Consider the following 24,073-nt stretch of genomic DNA (forward strand, 5'->3'; position numbering starts at 1 on the left):
ACCCGCCGCTCGTGATCGTTGAACGGTCGTTATGATGCGACTCTCGCCTCACCGGCCCACCGCGCGCCTCGCAGCGCCGCAATGACCAAAGCCACCAAGCCCCCCTCGCCGATGCGCCACATCGTCCTGATCGGCGGCAAGATTTCAGACATTGTCGCCAACCTCGCCGCGCATCCCTTCGCGATTGCCGGCATGCTGGTCTTCTGCACGATCTGGTTCGTGGTCGGTGGCCCCGATTCCGAAAATGCGCTGACCCTGGCGCTCTCGGTGCTGGCGATCACACTGACCCAGATGGTGCTCAACCAGCAGAAGCGCAGTGAAGCCGCGCTTCACCTCAAGATCGACGAACTGATCATCGCGATGCAGGGCGCGCGCAACGAACTCGCCGGCATCGAGGGCGCGAGCCATGAGGAAATCGAGGAGCTGCGGCGGACGGCGAAAACCGGCACCGAGGACTAGCCGGCCGCGCTATTCCTTCACCACCGGCAGCCACACCGCGCTGGCCTGCGCGCCGCCGCGCACCAGCGTGATCGTCGCCTTCTGGTAATCCGCCTTCTTGGCGAGGAAGATGTTGGGGACGAACTTCTGCGGGTTGCGGTCGTAAAGCGGGAACAGGCTCGACTGGACCTGGACCATGATGCGGTGGCCGGGCTTGAAGATATGGTTCACCGTCGGCAGGCGGAATTTATATTCCTGCACCTTGTTCGCCGGAATCGCGCTGGGCTGCGCGAAGCTGTCGCGATAGCGGCCGCGGAAAATGTCGAGGCTGATCGCCAGCTGATAGCCGCCCATCTTGGGATCAGTCGCGTTTTCGGGCGGGAAGACGTCGATCAGCTTGACGACGAAATCGCCATCGGTGCCGGTCGTCTTGGCGAAGATGTCGGCGATCGGCGCGCCTGAGAGCCGCACCGCGTGATCTAGCGCCGGCGTTTGATAGGTCATCACATCGGGCCGGCCATCGACGCTGCGCTGGTCCTGCACCAGCCAATCGCCCCAGCGGCCATCGTTGAAATTCACCGGGCGCGGCAAATGCGGCACCGGCTTGGCGGGATCGGAGACATAGCTGTCACCGCCCGCCGCGCCCTTGGCGAACGACAAACCGCCCTCGCCGGTCAGGTAAATCGGCTGCAACGGCGCCGCACAACCCGAGGCGCAGGCGAGCGGCCAATCGGCGAAATGGTCCCAGTGGTTTTCGGCGTCATTGTAAATCGTGACGCGCGCCAGATCGGCGGGCGGACCGTCCTTCAGATACTGGTTGAACAGCGGCAGGATCATCTGCTCGCGGAACTGCGCGGCGGTATCCCCATTCCATTTGAACGGGCCAAGCTCGCGGCCTTCGCGATTGACCTGGCTGTGGCGCCACGGCCCCATCACCAGCCAGTTATTGCCCGCATGGCCGGCGGCTTTCAGCGCTTCCCAGGCGTGGATCGCGCCGTACATATCCTCCTGGTCCCACAGCCCCTGTTCCCAGATCGTCGGCACATTCGACGGATTGGCGGCGATCAGCTTGTCGAGCGCCTGGCCCTGCCACCAATCGTCGTACGCGACATGGCGGACCATGCGTTGCCACGCCGGCAGTTGATCGAACCCGGATTTCTTGGCCCAATCGCCCGCCGAGCCGATGTCGCGGAACTGGTCGTAATCGTCATACATGCCCGAGGGCGGCTCGGTGCCGGCGCCTTTGTAGCCGGTCTGGCTTGCGATCCAGCCGATATTGGCGAGGCGGAAAGCGCCATAGTGGAACCAGTCGTCGCCCATCCAGCCGTCGATCATCGGGCTTTCGGGCGCCGCGACCTTGAGCGCCGGGTGCGGGTGGAGCAGCGCCATCACCACGGTGAAACCTTCGTAAGACGAGCCGATCATGCCGACCTTGCCGTTCGATTCGGGCAGGTTCGCCTTGTTCACCAGCCAGTCGATCGTGTCATACGCGTCGGTGGTGTGATCGACCTTGGTCGAATTGAGCGGGCCGACCGGCGGGCGGGTGACGATATAGTCTCCTTCCGACTTATACTTGCCGCGAATGTCCTGGTAGACTCGGATATAGCCGGCCTTGACGAAGATTTCGTCGGCGAGCGGCAGTGCCGAGACCATATACGGGCTGTCCGACCGCGCGGCGCGCGCATCGGCGTGATAAGGCGTGCGGGTCAGCACGATCGGCGCGCCCTGCGCGCCCTTGGGGATGACGATGACGGTGTGGAGCTTCACTCCGTCGCGCATCGGGATCTCGACTTCGCGCTTCACATAGTCGCGGTTCTCGATCGGCGGCTCGAATTTCGCGGGGATGTCACCGCCGGGCGGCATGTCCTGCGCGATGACGGGGGCAGCGACAATCGTCAGCGCAAGCGCGGCACCGGCAAGCAGCGATTTGGTCATTTGGGGCACATCCTCGGCGTGATTTGCTGGGATACTGCACCAATACCGTTTTCGCGCAAGTCGCCGTCGGGTCGAAAAAATCTGGCCGGCCACTTACTAGCGGCCGGCCAGAGCGACATTTACGCCTTCTTCAACACCGGCGTGGCGATCCAGCCCGGCTTGCGATCCTTGCCGAAGCTGTAGGTCAGCTGCGTCGCGGGATGGCGCGCGGGCGCCGCAGCGACTTCCGCTGCCGCCATGGGTGCCTGCCGTGCCTCGCCGGCCTCCGCCGCCAGCCGCTCGCGGCGATCGTAGAAGCGCGCGCGCTTTATCCGGGCCTTGCGGGTAAGGAACGGATTGTCGGGCGTCGGCCCCTGCTCGGCCATCCGCTCGTGGCGACCGATGGTGCCGACCGTGGCCAAGGCGTCGCGCGCCATCACCGGACGCGTCATCACGGGCTCGGCAGGCAACGCGGTCGGGGCGAGCGGCGCGGGTGTCGAGACGATCTGCGCCGTTTCGACTTCGCCCGTCAGCGGTTCGGCTGCATCATCCTCGCGGCGACGGCGACCCGCCATCGCGATCCCGGCGCCTGCTGCGCCCAGGGCGACCACGCCACCGGCCACGCCGATCAGCGTCCAGTCAGGTTGGGCCGGCTGCGCAACGCTGGCCGTTTGGGTCGATGTGGTCTGCGATTGTGTGGCGTCGACCGCCTGGGTCGGCGCGGGTGTCGCGCTGACGGGCGCGGCAGGCGCGTCGATCTTTTTGGCGGGCGCCGGCGTTGCCTTGGCGACCGTTTTGCTCACCACTGCCGGTTTGGTAGCGGCTACAGCAGTCGGTTTGCGCGGCGCGGCGCGATCGGCGGTCGTTTCGGCGACCGACGATACCGGCGCGGGAGTCGCTTCAGGCGCGACCGTCGGCTGCTGCGCAACCGGCGCTGGCGTTTCGGCGACGGGGGCCGGCGTCGCGGCGACCGGCGGCGGCGCTTCCGTCGTCGTCGCAACCGGGGCGGGTGCCGGGGCGGTAGCTGCCGGCGTAGATTGTTGACTATCCTGCGCAATTGCAGGGGCGGCGGCGCTCGCCAGCAACGCGGCAATCGCGCTGACAGCGAACGGGCGGAGAGGGTTGCTCTGGGTCATGGTGTCTCATCAAGACCGGGACTCGGGCGCCGGTTCCGCAAATCCCGACGAACCGAGCCGGCGCGACGATGAAGCGACAAATCGGCCTCCATCACGTTTGACAGCATCCAACACGCTTCCTATATGGCGCATTCCACCACAGCTTCCGGGCAAGGGCGTGCCGCAGCACAGCGCGTCGAGACGTATGGGAAGATGCTGGTTCAGCGACGCTGCGAGCTGCGATTCACCGGCACAACCGGCGAATGCGCGGCTTTTCACGTCGGTGATGCGTGCGCAGGCGCGGTTCCGCCGGGCCTGAGATGGCAACGCTGATTTCTTGACGAGGCAAGCACACTCCATGGCAACCAAAGCGATCGACGACGGCGCTGGCAAGCAGCGCCTGGGCGACAAAGGCGCTACCAAGCAGCGCCTGAGCGAAGGCGGCACCGCCAAGCGGCGCATCCGCAAGGTGTTCGGCAACATCCACGAAGTGGTGCAGATGCCGAACCTGATCGAGGTTCAGCGCGAAAGCTACGAACAGTTCCTCCGCTCCGATCCGTCGATCGGCTATGTCTCCGGCCTGGAGAAGACGCTGCGCAGCGTGTTCCCGATCCGCGATTTCGCCGGCACTGCCGAGCTCGACTTCGTCAATTACGAGCTGGAACCGCCGAAGTTCGACGTCGATGAGTGCCGTCAGCGCGGCATCACTTATGCAGCGCCGATGCGCGTCACGTTGCGCCTGATCGTGTTCGAGGTGGATCCGGATACGGAAACCCGCTCGGTGCTCGATATCAAGGAGCAGGACGTTTACATGGGCGACATGCCGCTGATGACGGAGAACGGCACGTTCTTCATCAACGGCACCGAGCGCGTGATCGTCAGCCAAATGCACCGCTCGCCGGGCGTGCTGTTCGATCATGACCGCGGCAAGACGCACGCGAGCGGCAAGTATCTCTTCGCCGCGCGCGTAATCCCGTATCGCGGCTCGTGGCTCGATTTCGAGTTCGACGCTAAGGACATTGTCAACGTCCGCATCGACCGCAAGCGCAAGCTGCCGGTCACCAGCCTGCTCTATGCGCTGGGGCTTAACAGCGAGGATATCCTCAATTATTTCTACAACCGCGTCACTTATGTGCGCGGCCAGGGCGGTTGGCAGATTCCCTTCGCGGCGGAAAGCTGGCGCGGCGTGAAGCCGGCGTTCGACATTGTCGACGCCAAGTCGGGCGAAGTGATTTTCCCCGCCGGCCAGAAGATTTCCCCGCGCGCCGCCAACAAGGCAGCGAAGGACGGTCTCGAAACCCTGCTGATCCCGACCGAGGAGATCTTCGGCCGCTATTCGGCCTATGACCTCATCAACGAGGCGACGGGCGAAATCTATATCGAGGCGGGCGACGAAGTGTCGGCCGAGAATCTCGAAAAGCTCGACAAGGCGGGTATCGACCGTATCGAGTTGCTCGATATCGATCACGTCACTACCGGCCCCTGGATCCGCAACACGCTCAAGGTCGACAAGGCCGAGGAGCGCGAGCAGGCGCTGTCCGACATCTACCGGGTCATGCGCCCCGGCGAACCGCCGACGCTGGAAACGGCGGAATCGCTGTTCGGCGGGCTGTTCTTCGATCCTGACCGTTACGATCTGTCGGCGGTGGGTCGCGTCAAGCTCAACATGCGCCTCGACCTCGATGCCGAGGACACCGTCACGACGCTGCGCACCGAGGACATCCTCGCCGTCGTCAAGACGCTGGTCAATCTGAAGGACGGCAAGGGCGAGATCGACGATATCGACAATCTCGGCAATCGCCGCGTGCGTTCGGTCGGCGAGCTGCTCGAAAACCAGTATCGCGTCGGGCTGTTGCGCATGGAGCGCGCGGTCAAAGAGCGCATGAGCTCGGTCGATGTCTCGACCGTCATGCCCAACGACCTGATCAACGCCAAGCCGGCAGTGGCGGCGGTGCGTGAATTCTTCGGCTCGTCGCAGCTGTCGCAATTCATGGACCAGACCAACCCGCTGTCGGAAGTGACCAACAAGCGCCGCATCACCGCGCTCGGGCCGGGCGGTCTGACGCGCGAACGCGCGGGCTTTGAGGTGCGCGACGTTCACCCGACGCATTATGGCCGCATCTGCCCGATCGAGACGCCGGAAGGTCCGAACATCGGTCTGATCAACAGTCTCGCCTCGTTCAGCCGCGTGAATAAGTACGGCTTCATCGAGACGCCGTACCGCAAGGTCGTCGACGGCAAGGTGACCGACGAGGTCGTCTACCTTTCGGCGATGGAAGAGCAGAAGCACACGATCGCGCAGGCGAACGCCGAGCTGAACCCCGACCGCAGCTTTGCCGAAGAACTGATCTCGGCGCGCGAAGCGGGCGAATTCCTGATGGCGCCGCGCGACCACATCACGCTGATGGACGTGAGCCCCAAGCAGCTCGTGTCGGTCGCGGCCTCGCTCATTCCGTTCCTCGAGAATGACGACGCCAACCGCGCGCTCATGGGATCGAACATGCAGCGCCAGGCGGTGCCGCTGATCCGTGCCGAGGCGCCGTTCGTCGGCACCGGCATGGAAGAGACAGTGGCGCGCGATTCGGGCGCGGCGATCGGGGCAAAGCGCACCGGTATCGTCGACCAGGTCGATGCGACGCGTATCGTCATCCGCGCGACCGATGAGGTCGAGCCGGGCAAGTCGGGCGTCGACATCTACACGCTGATGAAGTTCCAGCGCTCCAACCAGTCGACCTGCATCAACCAGCGTCCGCTGGTAAAGGTCGGCGATATCGTCCACAAGGGCGACATCATCGCCGATGGTCCGTCGACCGAGATGGGCGAGCTGGCGCTGGGCCGCAACGCGCTCGTCGCGTTCATGCCGTGGAACGGCTATAACTATGAGGACTCGATCCTCATCAGCGAGCGCATCGTCAAGGACGACGTCTTCACCTCGATCCATATCGAGGAATTCGAAGTCATGGCCCGCGACACCAAGCTCGGGCCGGAAGACATTACGCGTGACATCCCCAATGTCGGCGAGGAAGCGCTGCGCAACCTCGACGAGGCGGGCATCGTCTATATCGGCGCCGAAGTGGAGCCGGGCGACATTCTGGCCGGCAAGATCACCCCCAAGGGTGAATCGCCGATGACGCCGGAAGAAAAGCTGCTCCGCGCGATCTTCGGTGAAAAGGCCAGCGACGTGCGCGACACCTCGCTCCGCCTGCCGCCGGGCGTGTCGGGGACCGTTGTCGACGTCCGCGTCTTCAATCGCCACGGCATCGACAAGGACGAGCGCGCGATGGCGATCGAGCGCGAGGAAATCGAGCGGCTGAAGAAGGACTCGGACGACGAGCGCTCGATCCTCAACCGTGCGACGTGGAGCCGCTTGCGCGAAATGCTGCTCGGCCAGACCGCGACCGGTGCGCCCAAGGGCATCAAGAAGGGCAGCGTTATCGACGCCGACCTGCTTGACTCGGTCGACCGGCATGAATGGTGGAAGTTCGCCGTCGCCGACGACAAGGTCCAGAGCGATCTGGAAGCGGTCAAGGCGCAATATGACGACGCCGCCAAGCTCATCACCGACAAGTTCCACGATCGCCGCGCGAAGCTGGAACAGGGTGACGAGCTGCCGCCGGGCGTGCTCAAGATGGTCAAGGTGTTCGTCGCGGTGAAGCGCAAGCTGCAGCCGGGCGACAAGATGGCCGGCCGCCACGGCAACAAGGGCGTCATCAGCCGCATTTTGCCGGCCGAAGACATGCCTTTCCTGGAAGACGGCACGCCCGTGGACCTGGTGCTCAACCCGCTCGGCGTGCCGAGCCGCATGAATGTCGGCCAGATTTTCGAGACGCATTTGGGCTGGGCGGCGCGTGGGCTGGGCCAGCAGATCGGCGAAGCGCTCGAAGCATGGCGCGAAGCCAATCCTGACGCCAAGCCGGGCGCGATGCCCGATGCGGTCAAGGAGCGGCTCAAGTCGGTCTATGGCGAGCAATATGTCGCCGAAATCGACGCGCGCAGCGCCGAAGAGGTGGTCGAGCTCGCGCAGAATCTGAAGGCAGGCGTGCCGATGGCGACGCCGGTGTTCGACGGCGCGCGTGAGGCCGACGTTTCGGCGATGCTCAGCCTGGCGGGCTATGACACGTCGGGCCAGTCGACGCTCTATGACGGCCGCACCGGCGAGGCGTTCGACCGCAAGGTGACCGTGGGCATCATCTATATGCTCAAGCTTCACCACTTGGTCGACGACAAGATCCACGCACGATCGATCGGGCCGTACAGCCTCGTCACCCAGCAGCCGCTGGGCGGCAAGGCGCAGTTCGGCGGGCAACGCTTCGGCGAAATGGAAGTGTGGGCGCTCCAGGCTTATGGCGCCGCCTACACGCTCCAGGAAATGCTGACGGTGAAGTCCGACGACGTGGTCGGCCGCACCAAGGTCTATGAAGCGATCGTCAAGGGTGACGACACCTTCGAGGCCGGCATCCCTGAGAGCTTCAACGTGCTCGTCAAGGAAATGCGCTCGCTGGGCCTCAACGTCGAACTCAAGAACGAGCTCGACGAGAATGGCGAGCCGCTGGCCGAGGCGGCGGAGTAACAACCTGAAACCCCTCCCCTTCAGGGGAGGGGATAGGGGTGGGGCAGTGCCCCAGGGCAATTCCGGTGGGGCTTGTGGACAGGCCCCACCCCAACCCCTCCCCTGAAGGGGAGGGGCTAAGGAGTTCAGAATGAACGAACTGACCAATTTCGCGAACCCGGTGGCCAAGCCGGAGACTTTCGACACCATCCAGATCGGCATCGCCTCGCCCGACCGCATCCGCAGCTGGTCGTTCGGCGAGATCAAGAAGCCCGAGACGATCAATTATCGCACGTTCAAGCCCGAGCGTGACGGCCTGTTCTGCGCGCGCATCTTCGGTCCGATCAAGGATTACGAGTGCTTGTGCGGCAAGTATAAGCGCATGAAATACAAGGGCATCGTCTGCGAAAAGTGCGGCGTCGAGGTCACCGTCTCGAAGGTCCGCCGCGAGCGGATGGGCCATATCGAGCTCGCCGCCCCGGTCGCGCACATCTGGTTCCTGAAGTCGCTGCCGTCGCGCATCGGCCTGCTGCTCGACATGCAGCTGAAGCAGCTCGAGCGCGTGCTCTATTTCGAGAGCTATGTCGTGATCGAGCCGGGCCTGACCACGCTCGACCGCTATCAGCTGTTGACCGAAGACGAGCTGCTCGACGCGCAGGACCAGTTTGGCGAGGACGCCTTCTCCGCTGGCATCGGCGCGGAAGCAGTCCGCATTATGCTCGAAAGCCTCGATCTTGAGGGCGAGAAGCAGGCGCTGCTCGATGAGCTCGCCGTCACCAAGTCCGAACTCAAGCCCAAGAAAATCATCAAGCGGCTCAAGGTCGTCGAGAGCTTCCTGGAATCGGGTAATCGGCCCGAATGGATGATCCTGGAAGTCGTGCCGGTCATCCCGCCCGAGCTGCGCCCGCTGGTGCCGCTCGACGGCGGCCGCTTCGCGACCTCGGACCTGAACGACCTCTACCGCCGCGTCATCAATCGCAACAACCGCTTGAAGCGGCTGATGGAGCTGCGCGCGCCGGACATCATCGTCCGCAACGAAAAGCGCATGCTGCAGGAAGCGGTCGACGCGCTGTTCGATAACGGCCGTCGTGGCCGCACCATCACCGGCGCCAACAAGCGGCCGCTCAAGTCGCTGTCCGACATGCTCAAGGGCAAGCAGGGCCGCTTCCGCCAGAATCTGCTCGGCAAGCGCGTCGACTATTCGGGCCGTTCGGTGATCGTGACCGGGCCGGAACTCAAGCTGCACCAGTGCGGCCTGCCCAAGAAGATGGCGCTCGAGCTGTTCAAGCCGTTCATCTACGCTCGCCTCGACGCCAAGGGTCTCTCGATGACCCTCAAGCAGGCGAAGAAGTGGGTCGAAAAGGAGCGCAAGGAAGTCTGGGACATCCTCGACGAGGTGATCCGCGAGCACCCCGTGCTGCTCAACCGCGCGCCGACGCTGCACCGCTTGGGCATCCAGGCGTTCGAGCCGGTGCTGATCGAGGGCAAGGCGATCCAGCTCCACCCGCTCGTCTGCTCGGCGTTCAACGCCGATTTCGACGGCGACCAGATGGCCGTCCACGTGCCGCTTTCGCTGGAAGCCCAGCTCGAAGCGCGCGTGCTGATGATGTCGACCAACAACATCCTGTCCCCCGCCAACGGCAAGCCGATCATCGTGCCCTCGCAAGACATGGTGCTGGGCCTTTACTATTTGACGATGGAAAAGACCGGCGAGCCGGGCGAAGGCATGCTGCTGGCCGACCTGCAGGAAGTGCACCAGGCGCTCAACGCCGGCGCGGTTACGCTGCACAGCAAGGTCATCAGCCGCGTGCCGCAGACCGACGAGGCGGGCAAGACCTACCTCAAGCGCTATGAGACCACCCCCGGTCGCATGCTGCTCGGCGAGTGCCTGCCCAAGAGCCACAAGGTGCCGTTCGACATCGTCAATCGCCTGCTGACCAAGAAGGACGTCGGCGACGTGATCGACGAGGTCTATCGCCACACCGGCCAGAAGGAGACGGTGCTGTTCGCCGACGCGATCATGAGCCTCGGCTTCCGCCACGCCTTCAAGGCAGGCATCTCGTTCGGCAAAGACGACATGATCATCCCGGACGCCAAGGTGCGGCTGGTCGACGAGACTCGCGCGCTGGTGAAGGATTATGAGCAGCAGTACCAGGACGGCCTGATCACCCAGCAGGAAAAGTACAACAAGGTGATCGACGCCTGGTCGCGTTGCGGTGACCAGGTCGCCGCGGCCATGATGGACGAGATCAAGGCGGTGAAGCGCGGCCCCGATGGCCGTGAGCTGCCGGCGAACTCGATCTACATGATGGCGCACTCGGGCGCCCGCGGGTCGCAGGCGCAGATCAAGCAGCTCGCCGGCATGCGCGGCCTGATGGCCAAGCCGTCGGGCGAAATCATCGAGACGCCGATCATCTCGAACTTCAAGGAAGGCCTGACCGTTCTCGAGTATTTCAACTCGACGCACGGCGCCCGCAAGGGCTTGGCCGACACCGCGCTCAAGACGGCGAACTCGGGGTATCTCACCCGCCGTCTGGTCGATGTCAGCCAGGATTGCGTGGTTGTGGAAGAGGATTGCGGCACCGAACGCGCGCTGGAAATGCGGGCGATCGTGCAGGGCGGCTCGACCATCGCGTCGCTTGCCGAGCGTATTCTGGGCCGCACCACGGCCGAGGATATCGTCGATCCCAAGACCAACGCGGTCGCCATCCCGACGGGCACGCTGCTCGACGAGCCGATGGTCGCGCAGATCGAGGCGATCGGCGTGCAGGCGGTGAAAATCCGTTCGCCGCTGGTCTGCGAAACCAAGATCGGCGTCTGCGCGAAATGCTATGGTCGTGATCTGGCGCGCGGCACGCCGGTCAATATCGGTGAAGCGGTGGGTGTTATCGCCGCTCAGTCGATCGGTGAGCCGGGCACCCAGCTGACGATGCGGACCTTCCACATCGGCGGCGCGGCGCAGCTCAACGAGCAGTCGAACCTCGAAGCCTCGGTCGACGGCACGGTCGAATATCGCGACCTGCGCGTCATCGCCGATCAGCGCGGCCGCCGCGTCGTGCTGAGCCGGTCGAGCGAACTCGCGATCATCGACGCCGATGGCCGCGAGCGCGCGGTCCATCGCCTGCCCTATGGTGCGTACGTCATGTTCGATGACGGCGCCAACGTAGCCAAGGGCGACCGGATTGCCGAGTGGGATCCGTTCACCATGCCGGTGATCACCGAGAACCCGGGTGTCGTGAAGTATCAGGACTTGCTCGACGGCAAGACGCTGACCGAGCAGGTCGACGAAGCGACGGGCATCACCCAGCGCGTCGTGACCGAATATCGCGCGGCATCCAAGTCGAAGGAGGATCTGCGTCCGCGCCTGACCCTGCTCGACGCGGCGTCGGGCGAAGCCGGCCGCTACATGCTCGCGCCGGGCGCGACGCTGTCGGTGGAAGACGGCGCGCAGGTTCATGCCGGCGACGTGCTGGCGCGTGTCAGCCGCGAGGCGGCCAAGACTCGCGACATCACCGGCGGTCTGCCGCGCGTTGCCGAGCTGTTCGAAGCGCGCAAGCCCAAGGAAAACGCGATCATCGCCAAGGTCTCGGGCCGGGTCGTCTTCGGCAAGGACTATAAGGCCAAGCGCAAGATCGGCATCCAGCCCGAGGATGGCGGCGAGGTCGTCGAGTATCTGGTGCCCAAGTCGAAGGTCATCGACGTGCAGGAAGGCGATTACGTCAAGCGCGGCGACAATCTGATCGGCGGCTCACCCGACCCGCACGATATTCTCGAAGTGCTCGGCATCGAGCCCTTGGCGGAATATCTCGTCTCGGAAATCCAGGAAGTCTATCGACTCCAGGGCGTGAAGATCAACGACAAGCACATCGAGGTGATCGTTCGCCAGATGCTGCAAAAGGTCGAGATCACCGATGGCGGCGACACCACGCTGCTGGCGGGCGAGCAGATCGATCGCGAGGAGATGGACGACGTGAACGCCAAGCTCGCTCCCGGCCAGGCGCCCGCCCAGGGCAAGCCGGTGCTGCTCGGCATCACCAAGGCGTCGCTCCAGACGCGCTCGTTTATCTCGGCGGCATCGTTCCAGGAAACGACGCGCGTGCTGACCGAGGCGGCGGTCCAGGGCAAGAGCGATACGCTCATCGGCCTCAAGGAAAACGTCATCGTCGGCCGGCTGATCCCGGCGGGCACGGGCGCGGGCATGAACCGCATCCGCGTCGCCGCCACCAGCCGCGATGCCGCGCTCCGCGTCCAGCAGCGCCGCCTGCAGGAAGCGCTGATCGCGCCCAACTCGGCCGCCGAAGAGCATGCCGCCGAGCTGGCGCGTGACGTGCGCGACGACACCGGCAACGACGCGCTCGCCGAAGTGGTCCAGTCCGGCCACGGCACCGACGCCGATGCGGGTGATTACCTGATCAAGGAGTGATCGCAGCGTCGCTTGCGGCGCCGAAATGGGAAAACTGAAACCGCCGTCCGGCATGCCGGGCGGCGGTTTTTTTGTCCAAATATCCTCCCCCGGAGGGGGAGGGGGACCATTGCGCCGCAATGGTGGAGGGGTAGCCTGCCGCCATGCTCCACGGCCCGAAACGAACCCAAGCCCGCGCCGCCGGCCTGCGCGGGTCGATGACGTTGCCGGAAGTCCTGTTGTGGCGCGAATTGCGCAAGCGACCGTTGGGGATGAAGTTCCGGCGTCAACACCCGGCCGGACCTTACATTCTCGATTTCTTCTGCGCCGCCCGTAAATTGGCCGTCGAAATTGATGGAGAAGCGCATAGTCGCGGCAATCAGCCAGAACACGATCAACAACGCGATGCTTAGCTGGCTGGTCAAGGCATAACCGTCTGCCGCGTTCCTGCCGTTGCGGTTCTAAACGAGCTTGGCACGGTGGTCGATCATATCATCTCGATCGCTCGTGGCGCGCTACCCCTCCACCAGCCTGCGGCTGGTCCCCCTCCCCCTCCGGGGGAGGATTGACGTAGGTCTTCAGTGGCGGTCCCGTTGCAGCAAAGCCACACCCCCAGCTCCTCTCGCACGTGCACCCCGAGCGCCGTCTTTCAGAACTGTGACAATCCGGTTACTGATCCGCCTCGCGAACTACCGGGTTACACGGAGTCGCGCGCAGGAGGGGTGCCTGACCATTTTCCCTCGGGGGGTTTTTTGACCATGCGATCGATCGGTTCCCGCGCGGCTTTGCTGCATCTGCTTGTCGGCACATCCGTCGCCACTTTGGCGCTCACTTCAACCGCCGCGCGCGCCGAAGACGCGCCCGCCGCACCGGCCGAGGCTACTCAGGCAGCGCCGGCTCCGGCCGATACCGGCCTGCAGGACATCACCGTCACCGCGACGCGCCGCAGCGAATTGTCCAAGGACGTGCCGCTCGCCGTCACCACCATCGGCGGCGAGAAGCTCGATGTGCTCAACTCGTCGGGCCTCGACATCCGCTTCCTGTCATCGCGCACGCCGTCGCTGCAGATCGAATCGTCGTTCGGCCGCACTTTCCCGCGCTTCTACATCCGCGGCCTCGGCAATACCGATTTTGACATCAACGCCGCGCAGCCGGTGTCGGTCGTTTATGACGATGTCGCGCTGGAGAACTCGCTGCTCAAGTCGTTCCCGGTCTTCGATCTGCAGAATGTCGAAGTGCTGCGCGGGCCGCAGGGCACGCTGTTCGGCCGCAACACGCCCGCCGGCGTCATCAAGATCGATAGCGCCAAGCCCAGCGACACGTTCGGCGGCTATGGCAGCGTCTCGTGGGCGACGTACAACACCGTCAATGCCGAGGCCGCCGTGGGAGGTCCGATCGGCGGCGGCTTCACCTTCCGCGCCTCGGGCCTGCTCCAGCATCGCGACAATTGGGTGACCAACACCTCGACCACCGGCGTCGCCAACAAGAAGCTGGAAGGCTATACAGATTATGCCGGCCGCTTGCAGATCGGCTACACCTCGGGCGATTTCGACGCCCTGCTGAATGTGCATGGCCGTGGCCTGGAAGGCACCCCGCGCGTGTTCCGCGCCGGCCTGTTCCAGCAAGGCAGCAACAATTTCTCGCCCGGCTTCGATCCCAAGAAGGTCGCGATAGATGGCTATACCAGCCAGTCGCTGTCGCAATGGGGCGCGGACCTCAAGCTCAGCTATCATATTGCCGGCGCTGGCACGCTCTATTCGATTACCGGCTATGAGAAGGCAGCGGTTGAATCGACCGGCGATATCGATGGCGGCAATCGTTACGTCTTCCCCGCGCTCGGCCTGAACAACGCGCTGTTCCCCTCGAACACCGGCGGCCGCAGCCGCCCGACCGAGTTCAGCCAGGAAATCCGCTTCCAGAGCGACGAATTCGGCGCGTTCCGCGTGCAGGGCGGCGGCTATTATTTCCTGCAGAAGCTGCATTACGACGAATTCGACTATAAATTCCCGGCGACGGGCAATCGCGCCGCCGATCTCGATGCCGACATCAACCATGCCGACACCAACGAGAATTACGGCATTTACGCCTCGGTCGAATACAAGCCGGTCAAGGACCTGACACTGCGCGCTGGCGGCCGCTATTCGCACGATCGCCGCGATGATCTCGTCTCCGGCTTCTCGCCCTTCCTGTTCGGCAATGCCCTGCCGATCCGCACCAAGGCGAGCGACGGCTATGCGACCTGGGATGTGAGCGCGACTTATGCAGTCAGCCCGCTGGTCAATCTCTATGCCCGCGCCGCGACGGGCTATCAGGGCCCGGCGATCCAGGACCGCGTGACCTTCGGCTCCAAGCCGACCGCCGCCAGGAAGCAGACGACGATCTCGGCTGAGGGCGGCATCAAGGGCAGCAACGCCGACAAGACGCTGCGCTTCGCGATCGACGGCTATTATTACGACACCAAGGATCTGCAGATCACTGCGGTCGGCGGGGCCTCCAACTCGGCGCGTCTGCTCAACGCGGCGCATGCCGTCGGCTATGGCATCGAGATCGAGGCGGAAGCGCGGCCGGTGCCACCGCTCACGCTGACCGCGTCGGGGAGCTGGAACCACACCGAAATCCGCGACCCCAATATCGGCGTCTCCCCGTGCGGCGCGGCGTGCACCGTTACCAACCCCGTCGTCGGCGGCCTGGCGGTGATCAACGGCAACCCGCTGCCGCAAGCGCCCGAGTTTGTCGGCAACGTGACGGCGCGCTACGGCGTGCCGGTCGGCAATGGCGAGGCCTATATCTTCACCGACTGGGCTTATCGCAGCGAGATCAACTACTTCCTCTACGCCGCGAAGGAGTTCCGCGGTCGCTCGGAGCTGCAGGGCGGCCTCAAGATCGGCTATACGATCGGCAAGGTCGATGTCGCGGCATTCGCGCGCAACATCACCAACCAGATCCGCTCGATCAGCGCGATCGACTTCAACAACCTGACCGGCATGATCAACGAGCCGCGGATTATTGGCGGTGAGATCAAGGTTAAGTTTTGAGACCCCAATTCCTCTCCCGTTTACGGGAGAGGATAGCGCAGCTTGCCAGCTTGCTGGCTAGCGGAGCTTGGTGAGGGCGGCCACTGCGGCCAACATCGGATTTAACCCCTCACCCAGCTTCGACTAAACCTTTATTATGCAAAAACTAAGTCTGCGCAACCCTCTCCCTCAAGGGGAGATGGGTTATCAAGACTTACCCCCTCGGCTTCCGGAACCGGAACACGAACCGATCCGTCTTCCCGCGCACCGTCGGATCGAACACCAGCTTGGTGTGATCGTCGGTCGTGTTGCGCAGCAGGTCGCTCGATCCGTCGAGCACGAAGCCTGCCGCCTTGAAATCGGCCTTCACCGTCTCGGGGTCGATGCGGTGATATTTCTCCACCGTCGCGCGGGTATCGCCCGGTGCCGCGACATGGTCGATGACCGCCACCGTGCCGCCCGGCTTCACCGCGGCATAAAGCGTCTTCAAAAAGCTCGCGGGCTCGATCCGCTTAATGCCGTATTTGGTACTTTCCCAATAAAGGTCGTGATAATCGAGGTGGATCATCACGAAATCATACGCGCCTGCCGGCGCCTTGAACGCCTCGAACGGGTGGATGGTGTAGCTGACATTGTGCTCCTGCTTCATCAGCGCCGCCCAATCGGCGGTTGCCTTGGCATCGCCTTTGACGAATTGCTCGGGGTTATACGCCGTCACATGCCCGCGCGGGCCGACCGCGCGCGCGATGATCTGGGTATAATAGCCATTGCCGGCCATGATATCGGCGGCCTTGTCGCCGGTCTTGAGGCCCTCGAACGCCAGCACTTGCTCTGGCTTGCGCCCCTCATCGAGCTTGGTCGCCTCGTCGGACCGGCCCGGCGCGCTGACAGCGGCGTGGAAATCGGGGGCCGGCGCGGGCTTCGCGGTGAGCACCATCGGCGCCGCCAACGCCAGCGCGGCACTGCCCAGAAAAACTGCTCGCCTCATCATCGCTCTCCCTACCCAAGTGTCTATAGTGACTAATACAGCGACCCGGCCGCGCGGGCAATCACAATGTCGCGGGGCCTAGGCGCAGGGGTGGCAGAGGGTGTATCGTTGCGGCGATAAACAGGAGGGGAGAATGACCATGGTTCGTTCGATGCTGTTGCTCGCCATCGCCGTGCCGGTTGCCGCGCTGGCGCAGACTCAACCGGTTACGCCGCCCGCCCCGGCAGCGCCGCCGGCCCCGGCCGCAACGCCCGCGCCGAGCACCCCGCTCGACTCGCTGCTGCTCAGCGCCAAGCCGCTCGCCGCCGACGACAAGGCCGCGCCCGAACGCCTGCAGAGCGCCACCACCGCCAATTGCGCGACCCAGATCGCGGTCGAGCACGGCGCCAAATACACGATCGACCTGAAGAAAATGCAGGCCATGGCGGTCAACACCAACCTGATGATCTCCGGCGGCGGCAAATCGGTGCAGATGGTGTTCGACGGCAAGGACGGCGCGAAACAGGCCGCGAGCGCCGAGAAGTTGATTAGTGACTTGAATGATAAATGTGGGTGAGGGGGGGCTCGGCGGGCGTTAACGCTCGGGCGGATCATTGACATGCCGCGCGCCCAGATCGCGCAGCCGCTGTTGCGCAGCGGCAAGTTCGTGGGGCGGGGCGTAATCCTGATGGTCAAGCAGCACGGTGCGGTCGTCAAACATCGCCCCCTTCAGATTAGCGCCATCGAGATGCGCCCCGGTCAGGTCAGCGCCCTCGAGATGCGCCCCGGTTAGGTCAGCGCGCTCGAGATGCGCCCTTGTTAGGTCAGCGCGCTCGAGATGCGCCCCGGTTAGGTCAGCGCCCTCAAGATGCCCCCAATACAGGTTGGCGCCTTCGAGATGCGCCCGAAACAGGTTGGCGCCTTCGAGATGCGCCCGAAACAGGTTGGCGTCCTCAAGATGCGCCCAATACAGTTCGGCGCCCTCGAGATGCGCCTCGTTCAGGAAGGCTCCCTCGAGATGAGCCCGGAACAGGTTGGCTCTCTCAAGGTGCGACTCAATCAGGTAAGCGCGCACCAAGAGGCAACCCGAAAGATCAACATCGGCAAGCAGCGCCTTGCCGAAGTCACGCCATCAAAACAGGTCGCTACGCACCAGCCCTTCCGGACCGCCCGGCGCGGCTGAAAAATCGCACGCGCCTCCTCCCTCACCACCGCGCGGACCGTCCGCGTCACCGGGCCCGGCTGACACGCACCAATCGCCTCTCGAATTTGCTGGATGTTCCGCTCCGCGCGCTCGCCTCGCGATTCCCCCTCCTGCTCAGGAAAGCCACCACGCTCGACCCATTCAACGATCGCCGCCTCGCCGGTCGCCTCGGAACTCGCTTGCAACCGCGCGCGCATGAATTCCCAAGCAGGGCGGCGGAAGCTGTCGCCATATTCGCCTTTCAGGAACGGCCGCAATTGGTGGATCGCGGCGATCTGCAGCGTTTCGCGTGCCTTGGCGGGCAGCTTCTCATCGAGCGCGCCGGCGGCGCGCATCTGAATTTCCTGAAATTCTTTTAGGTTGATGTCCTTGCGCTGGTTGGCGAGCGTTTGGTTGGCGTGGATGTCGCGAAAAAGCCAGAAGACGAACGCGACCGGCGCCCCGACCAGCACCAGCGCGCCCTGCCAGGAAAGATCATCGCCGTCGCCCTTCGCCAACGTCGACAAGGCGTCGCGCAGATGACCGACCGGCACGCCAAGGTCGACCAGCACCCATACGGTAAGCGCAAAGACGAGGAGGACGATGATCGGGCGCGGCAGATGCGCCGCGAGCTCAAGCGGCTGCAGCGACTTCACCCATTGCCGCAGCCGCAGCCAGCGGACGCGCACCGCGATCCGCGCCTTGAACCGCCACTTGTTGCGCGGGCCCAGGAAATCATCGCGCCACCACTCGTGAACGCGCGAACCAATATGCCGTAGCCAAAACCAGTTATCCTCTAAGCGCCATCTCACCCGCTCTAAAAACTCCATCGCTCCCGCCCTCTTGCCCCCTTAGCCGCCGCTACCGCCCCCGCCGCGAGCTCCCTGCCATCCCCGCGCGCATCTTCTGGCTCTTCCCATAGCGCGTCTTGCGCGTGCCCGGTTTGCCCTCGTTGCTCCGCCCCATCACCGGCGCGCGGCGGTCGTCCTCGGGCAGGCCCAATTCCTGCGCTTCCAGCGACCGTATCTCATCGCGCAACCGCCCGGCTTCCTCGAATTCCAGGTCGGCGGCCGCCGCGCGCATCTTCTTCTCCAGGTCCTCGATGTACGCGCGCAGATTATGGCCGACCATGTGCTGCGGCTTGTCGTCGCCGATTTCGACCGTCACTTGATCCTTGGACGCAACATGCGCGATGATGTCGCCGATCTGGCGCTTGATCGTGGTCGGCGTGATGCCGTGCGCGGCGTTATAGGCTTCCTGCTTCTCGCGCCGCCGGTTGGTCTCGTTGATCGCGCGTTCCATGCTGCCCGTCATGCGGTCGGCATAGAGGATCACCCGGCCCTCCACGTTGCGCGCGGCGCGGCCGATGGTCTGGATCAGCGAAGTTTCCGAGCGCAGAAAGCCTTCCTTGTCGGCGTCCAAAATCGCCACCAGCCCGCATTCGGGAATATCGAGCCCCTCGCGCAGCAGGTTGATGCCGACGAGCACGTCATACACGCCCAGCCGCAAGTCGCGGATCAGTTCGATGCGCTCCAGCGTCTCGACGTCGGAGTGCATGTAGCGGACCTTGATCCCCGCCTCGTGCATATACTCGGTCAGATCCTCGGCCATCCGCTTGGTCAGCGTCGTTACCAGCGTGCGATAGCCCTTGGCGGCGACCGCCTTGCACTCCTGGATCAGGTCCTGCACCTGCTCCTCGACCGGGCGGATTTCGACCGGCGGGTCGATCAGGCCCGTCGGGCGGATCACCTGCTCGACGAACACGCCGGCCGCCTGCTCCATTTCCCACGGGCCCGGCGTCGCGGACACGCTGACCGTCTGCGGCCGCATGACATCCCATTCGTTGAAGCGCAGCGGCCGGTTGTCGATGCAGCTCGGCAAGCGGAAGCCGAACTCGGCGAGCGTGATCTTGCGCCGGTGGTCGCCGCGCGCCATGCCGCCGATCTGCGGCACCGTCTGGTGGCTTTCGTCGACGAACAGCAGCGCGTTTTCGGGGAGATACTCGAACAGCGTCGGCGGCGGCTCGCCGGGCAAGCGGCCAGTGAGGAAGCGGCTGTAATTCTCGATGCCCGCGCAACTGCCCGTCGCCGCGATCATCTCCAGGTCGAAATTGGTGCGCTGCTCCAGCCGCTGCGCTTCGAGCAATTTGCCTTCCGCCTGCAATTCCTTCAGCCGTTCGGCGAGCTCGAACTTGATCGCCTCCATCGCCTGCTTCAACGTCGGGCCGGGCGTCACATAGTGCGAATTGGCATAGACGCGGACATAATCGAGGCTGGCGACTTTCTTGCCGGTGAGCGGATCGAACTCGACAATCTCCTCGATCTCGTCGCCGAAGAACGACACGCGCCAGGCGGTATCCTCATAATGCGAGGGGAAGATTTCGAGATTGTCGCCCTTCACGCGGAAATTGCCGCGCGCAAACGCCGCGTCGTTGCGCTTGTACTGGAGCGCGACCAGCTTGCGCACGATCTCGCGCTGATCGACCACCTGGCGCTTCTTCAGGTCGAAGATCATGGCGCTGTAGGTTTCGACCGAGCCGATGCCGTAGAGGCAGCTGACCGACGCGACGATGATCACGTCGTCACGCTCGAGCAGCGCGCGCGTGGCGGAGTGGCGCATCCGATCGATCGCCTCGTTCACGCTCGACTCCTTCTCAATATAGGTGTCGGTGCGCGGCACATAGGCTTCGGGCTGGTAATAATCGTAATAGCTGACGAAATATTCGACCGCATTCTCCGGGAAGAAGCTCTTGAACTCGCCATACAATTGCGCGGCGAGGATCTTGTTGGGCGCGAGCACCAGGGCGGGGCGCTGCAGTGCCTCGATCACCTTGGCCATGGTGAAGGTCTTGCCCGATCCGGTGACGCCAAGCAGCACCTGGTCGCGCTCGCCGGCAAGCGCGGCCTGCGTCAGCTCGGCAATCGCGGTCGGCTGGTCGCCCGAGGGCTGATAGTCGGACACGAGCTTGAACGCGCGGCCCCCTTCGGCCTTGGGCGGGCGCTCAGGCCGATGCGGAACAAAGGTGTCGCCCGTCTCCGGCTCGTCGAGCGTGGTGCGAATCTGGATGGCCATGTTGGAACATATGGGGGACGAGTGGGGTGGGGGCAATGCTGACCACCCGACCAAAGTCGCATCCATCCAAGACGCCATTCCCTTCCCCATCCAAACATGGGATTATCGAATTGAAGGAAATAGGAGGGTTAGGATGCAAAAGGCCATCTGGGCACTCGCCGCCACCGCAATCACACTCACCGCGTGCGGCAATTCCACCAAGGAAAGCGCGGCTGTCACCGGCACCGTCTCGCTGCACAATGCCAGCCAGGCGCAAGTCGCCGAGCAGGTGAGCGCCGCCAACGGCGCCGGCGCGCTGATGGATCCGGGTCGCTGGGAAGGCAGCGTCAAGTTCCTCGACATGCAGGTGGCGGGTATGGACAAGCTGCCGCCCGCCATTGCCGCGCATATCAAGGCGCAGATGGGCCAGGGCACCGCCTTCGCCAGCTGCTTAACGCCCGAAGACGCCGCCGACGCCAAGCGCGCCTTTGCCGAGCATCAGCAGGGCGATTGCACTTATGACCATTTCACCATGGCGGACGGCACGATCGACGCGGCGATGACTTGCCATGTCGGCACCGCGCTCCAGAAGATGACGCTGACCGGCAGCTATTCGCGCACCGATTATCGCATCGTCAGCCAGGCATCGGGTGGCGCCGACGGTCCGGCGGGCCCGATGTCGATGAAGATGGAAATGGCCGCGCACCGCGTTGGCGCGTGCACCGGGACAGAGGATAAGCCTGGCGGCAAATGAGGCGCGCCTAACGCGCCCGGTAATAGGCCACGCGCCACATCACCACGCCGATCAGCGCGGCGGCGAGGGCGAGGATCAGGCTGGTCGCCGCCGCACTTGCCCAGCGGACGAGCGTGGTGGCGGCATCGCTGACCGGCGCGTCGACAAGATCGAAGCCATGCGTCTGCGCGGCGAGGAACACGACGAAGCCGATCACGCCGCCAGTGAGCGCGGCATGGCGCGCGCCGCGCCGGCCCGCCAGGTGCAGCACCAGCCACACCGGCGCCGCCACCGCGGTGATCGCCATCGCCGAGAGCAGCCAGCCGACGAGCAACGTCGCCACGATCGTCACCGGATCGGGCAGGCCGCCCGCTGAAACCAGCGCGACCGCCAGCAGCCCGCACAGAAACCCGCCGACGACGATCGACGCGCCGGCGCGATCGACCGATGTCTGGTAGCGGTGCAACAACAGCCTTTCGGGCATGCCACTCTTTCTTACGCCTGGGGCCGATCGAGCGGCTTGCGCGTCGCGGCCGCCTGAGATCAGTCCATTTCGGCCAAGTCTAGCGCGGCGGCGGGCCGCGCCAAGGGGTCATTGCCACGGTTCATCGCACCGTGGCGGGACAATCTGCTACTGGAGCGCCCGCACCGCCGGCGTGTCGAGGCAGCGGAGCAGCGCGTCGCGCGGCATCACAGGCTTCGGCGCGGGCGGCGCATAAGGCGCAATCTCGCGCGGCACGCCGATCGGCACGGTGTCGAACGTGCCGCCCTGGCCGGTGCACGCCATCGCCGCGGCGAGCAGCTTGGGCGGCGTGTCATACGCCTCGCGGCTCAAGTGGAACGTCCCCCAATGCACGCCGATGCCGCGCGCCGCGCCGAGCCGGCGGAACACCTCGACCGCGTCGACCGGGCCGATATGCGCCCCGCTTTCCATCTGGCCGGGCTCGAAGCGGAACGCACCGATCGGGATCAGCGCCAGGCGCACCGGGCCATAAGCCGCTGCTTCGACCGGCCAGTGCAGATCGCCCGCGCCGGTATCACCCGCAAAGAAAAGATTGCCGCCGGGGAGCGTGACAACGAAGCTCGACCACAGCGCCCGGTCGCGATCGGTGAACCAGCGGCTGCCCCAATGGTGGCTGCGCGACACGATCACGTCGATGCCCGGCCGCACATTCACCCGCCCGCCCCAGTCGCGCGCCGCCGCCTTCACGCCCGCCGCGCCGATCACCCGATCATTGCCCAGGCTGGTGACGATGACCGGATGGTCGCGCGCCCACAGCTTCTTCAGCGTGCCCAGGTCCATGTGATCATAATGGTCGTGGCTGACGAGGACGATGTCGATCTTGGGCAATTTGTCGAACGCAATGCCCGGCGCCGCCACCCGCGCCGGGCCGATGTCGAACGGCCCGCTGCGCTGCGCCCAGACGGGATCGGTCAGGATGTTGAGGCCCTGCGTCTGCACCAGCACCGTCGCATGCCCCACCCAGGTCGCGACCATGCGGCTTCCGTCGACGCGCGCCGGCGGATCGATTGGGTGGATCGCGACATGGTCGGGCCACGGCCCGCCGAGCTGACGGCCGGTCAGGTAATGGGTGATGAACTGCGCGCGCGACTGGCGGCCGGCGGGTGGCAGGACCAGCGGATCGCCATCAGGGTTGTAGAAGCGGTGCCCGTCGAAATGGCTGGTGACGGGGCCGCGATAATAGATCGCGTCCAGGAAATGCGGGACGATCGCCAACGCCAGCGCGGCGATGATCACCAGCCAGAGGAGCCCGGCGCCGAGCCGGGCCAGGATCGTCCTTGCCATGTCGGGCAAGTGGCATTGCCGGCGAATGCCTGCAAGCCCGAAGCTGCTCCCACGAACCCTCTCCCCTTGCGGGGCCGGAGCAACAACCCACTTGACATTTCCGTCGAATCGTCGTGTATACACAACAGATCGAAAAGACGGATGACGCTTCAACGATGATCTACAACCGCATTGCCCTGTTTCGCGCCGATCGTGGCTTGTCGCGCCGCGATCTCGCCGATGCGGTCGGCGTCAACCCGCAGACGATCGGCTATCTCGAGCGCGGCGATTATTCGCCCAGCCTTGAGCTCGCCATGAAGATCGCCGCGCATTTCGGCGTCGCGATCGAGGTGCTGTTTTCCTTTGACCCCTTTGAATCGGTGGCGGCTGCGCTCAGCCGCCAGGGAGACCAACGATGATCCAGTATGAAATGCCCGGCGTGAAGACGCCGCTCTATCGCGTCCGCGTGCGGCGGCTGGCGGGTTTCGCGCTCGCCGCTTACCCGATCGGTTTCGCGCTGTTCCTGGCCGGCGGCGAAGCCAGGCCCCCTGCCCCGCTCACCATCGCCGGCGCGATCACGATGTTCGTCGCGTTCTTCGCAGCGCTGCTCGTCATCCCGACCGGCGTCCAGCGCATCGCTGCCGGCGTCGAGCAGGGTCTCGACGAATTCCAGCTGGCGGCGCGGCTGAAAGCGCAATCGAGCGCCTATCGCTGGTTCTCCGGCTGGGTGTTCGTGATGGCCGCCTATGCCAATGTCGCCGCCGCGTTCGGCTGGACGATGTCGACGCAAAGCGCCGCCTTCTCCGCCATCCTGTTCTGGATCCTCACTTACTCGACCGTGCTCCCCGCTTGGTTCCTCGCCCGCGCGCTGCCGGACGCCGCGGAAGACGACGATTAAGCGCTTGCGCCCGAACGCTTAAC

General features: G+C 64.6%; 17 protein-coding genes. 9 read left to right on the forward strand and 8 right to left on the reverse strand.

Annotated features, from left to right (window positions below; translation table 11 throughout):
* The first annotated feature begins 81 nt into the window (after positions 1 to 81).
* The gene (locus tag ACLB0R_RS10835; RefSeq protein WP_416643680.1) at positions 82 to 459 is read left to right on the forward strand and encodes a low affinity iron permease family protein; all 378 of its coding nucleotides are present in this window, start codon (positions 82 to 84) and stop codon (positions 457 to 459) included.
* 9 nt (positions 460 to 468) lie between these two features.
* On the opposite strand, the gene ACLB0R_RS10840 is transcribed toward ACLB0R_RS10835, so the two are convergent.
* Together ACLB0R_RS10840 and ACLB0R_RS10845 are read right to left on the reverse strand one after the other, a co-directional pair.
* Positions 469 to 2,373, reverse strand: coding sequence for a CocE/NonD family hydrolase (locus tag ACLB0R_RS10840; protein WP_416643679.1), 1,905 nt, complete (start codon positions 2,371 to 2,373; stop codon positions 469 to 471).
* Positions 2,374 to 2,492: 119 nt separating this feature from the next.
* On the reverse strand, positions 2,493 to 3,488 hold the full coding sequence (locus ACLB0R_RS10845; RefSeq protein WP_416643678.1) for a hypothetical protein: 996 nt from the start codon (positions 3,486 to 3,488) through the stop codon (positions 2,493 to 2,495).
* Between the two features lie 337 nt (positions 3,489 to 3,825).
* Here ACLB0R_RS10845 and rpoB point away from each other — a divergent pair, with 337 nt between their 5' ends.
* From rpoB to ACLB0R_RS10865, 4 genes are all read left to right on the forward strand, one after another.
* The gene (gene rpoB / locus ACLB0R_RS10850) at positions 3,826 to 8,037 is read left to right on the forward strand and encodes a DNA-directed RNA polymerase subunit beta (RefSeq protein ID WP_416643677.1); all 4,212 of its coding nucleotides are present in this window, start codon (positions 3,826 to 3,828) and stop codon (positions 8,035 to 8,037) included.
* A gap of 130 nt (positions 8,038 to 8,167) precedes the next feature.
* Positions 8,168 to 12,439, forward strand: a complete 4,272-nt coding sequence (rpoC, locus tag ACLB0R_RS10855; RefSeq protein ID WP_416643676.1) for a DNA-directed RNA polymerase subunit beta' — start codon at positions 8,168 to 8,170, stop codon at positions 12,437 to 12,439.
* Between the two features lie 143 nt (positions 12,440 to 12,582).
* The gene (locus tag ACLB0R_RS10860; protein WP_416643675.1) at positions 12,583 to 12,831 is read left to right on the forward strand and encodes an endonuclease domain-containing protein; all 249 of its coding nucleotides are present in this window, start codon (positions 12,583 to 12,585) and stop codon (positions 12,829 to 12,831) included.
* A gap of 345 nt (positions 12,832 to 13,176) precedes the next feature.
* Positions 13,177 to 15,453: a TonB-dependent receptor gene (locus ACLB0R_RS10865; protein WP_416643920.1), complete on the forward strand. Its 2,277-nt coding sequence runs from the start codon at positions 13,177 to 13,179 to the stop codon at positions 15,451 to 15,453.
* Between the two features lie 193 nt (positions 15,454 to 15,646).
* On the opposite strand, the gene ACLB0R_RS10870 is transcribed toward ACLB0R_RS10865, so the two are convergent.
* Complete coding sequence (locus tag ACLB0R_RS10870) at positions 15,647 to 16,420, reverse strand: class I SAM-dependent methyltransferase (RefSeq protein WP_416643674.1); 774 nt, start codon at positions 16,418 to 16,420, stop codon at positions 15,647 to 15,649.
* Positions 16,421 to 16,553: 133 nt separating this feature from the next.
* On the opposite strand from ACLB0R_RS10870, the gene ACLB0R_RS10875 reads away from it, so the two are divergent.
* Entirely contained in the window at positions 16,554 to 16,976 is a 423-nt protein-coding gene (locus ACLB0R_RS10875) for a hypothetical protein (protein WP_416643673.1), read from the forward strand.
* An 18-nt stretch (positions 16,977 to 16,994) separates the two neighbouring features.
* Here the strand turns inward: ACLB0R_RS10875 and ACLB0R_RS10880 are convergent, their stop codons facing one another.
* Genes ACLB0R_RS10880 through uvrB form a run of 3 tightly spaced genes read right to left on the reverse strand, consistent with a single transcriptional unit; the run spans position 16,995 to position 20,654 of the window.
* Positions 16,995 to 17,474, reverse strand: coding sequence for a pentapeptide repeat-containing protein (locus ACLB0R_RS10880; RefSeq protein WP_416643672.1), 480 nt, complete (start codon positions 17,472 to 17,474; stop codon positions 16,995 to 16,997).
* Positions 17,459 to 18,394, reverse strand: coding sequence for a hypothetical protein (locus tag ACLB0R_RS10885; RefSeq protein ID WP_416643671.1), 936 nt, complete (start codon positions 18,392 to 18,394; stop codon positions 17,459 to 17,461). Before ACLB0R_RS10885 ends, ACLB0R_RS10880 begins: the two co-directional genes overlap by 16 nt.
* Before the next feature lie 49 nt (positions 18,395 to 18,443).
* Positions 18,444 to 20,654 carry an excinuclease ABC subunit UvrB gene (uvrB, locus tag ACLB0R_RS10890; RefSeq protein ID WP_416643670.1) on the reverse strand — a complete coding sequence of 737 codons (2,211 nt, stop codon included), beginning with the start codon at positions 20,652 to 20,654 and terminating at the stop codon, positions 18,444 to 18,446.
* Between the two features lie 133 nt (positions 20,655 to 20,787).
* Between uvrB and ACLB0R_RS10895 the strand changes: the two genes are divergently transcribed.
* Positions 20,788 to 21,387: a DUF3617 domain-containing protein gene (locus tag ACLB0R_RS10895; protein ID WP_416643669.1), complete on the forward strand. Its 600-nt coding sequence runs from the start codon at positions 20,788 to 20,790 to the stop codon at positions 21,385 to 21,387.
* Between the two features lie 7 nt (positions 21,388 to 21,394).
* Here the strand turns inward: ACLB0R_RS10895 and ACLB0R_RS10900 are convergent, their stop codons facing one another.
* Together ACLB0R_RS10900 and ACLB0R_RS10905 are read right to left on the reverse strand one after the other, a co-directional pair.
* Positions 21,395 to 21,850: a hypothetical protein gene (locus ACLB0R_RS10900; RefSeq protein WP_416643668.1), complete on the reverse strand. Its 456-nt coding sequence runs from the start codon at positions 21,848 to 21,850 to the stop codon at positions 21,395 to 21,397.
* 147 nt (positions 21,851 to 21,997) lie between these two features.
* Positions 21,998 to 23,173: an MBL fold metallo-hydrolase gene (locus tag ACLB0R_RS10905; protein WP_416643919.1), complete on the reverse strand. Its 1,176-nt coding sequence runs from the start codon at positions 23,171 to 23,173 to the stop codon at positions 21,998 to 22,000.
* 113 nt (positions 23,174 to 23,286) lie between these two features.
* Here ACLB0R_RS10905 and ACLB0R_RS10910 point away from each other — a divergent pair, with 113 nt between their 5' ends.
* Together ACLB0R_RS10910 and ACLB0R_RS10915 are read left to right on the forward strand one after the other, a co-directional pair.
* On the forward strand, positions 23,287 to 23,571 hold the full coding sequence (locus ACLB0R_RS10910) for a helix-turn-helix transcriptional regulator (RefSeq protein WP_434953842.1): 285 nt from the start codon (positions 23,287 to 23,289) through the stop codon (positions 23,569 to 23,571).
* Positions 23,568 to 24,050, forward strand: coding sequence for a hypothetical protein (locus tag ACLB0R_RS10915; protein WP_416643666.1), 483 nt, complete (start codon positions 23,568 to 23,570; stop codon positions 24,048 to 24,050). Before ACLB0R_RS10910 ends, ACLB0R_RS10915 begins: the two co-directional genes overlap by 4 nt.
* Positions 24,051 to 24,073 lie beyond the last annotated feature (23 nt).

The sequence above is a fragment of the Sphingomonas sp. GlSt437 genome, from assembly GCF_048015635.2.
Classification (GTDB): domain Bacteria; phylum Pseudomonadota; class Alphaproteobacteria; order Sphingomonadales; family Sphingomonadaceae; genus Sphingomonas.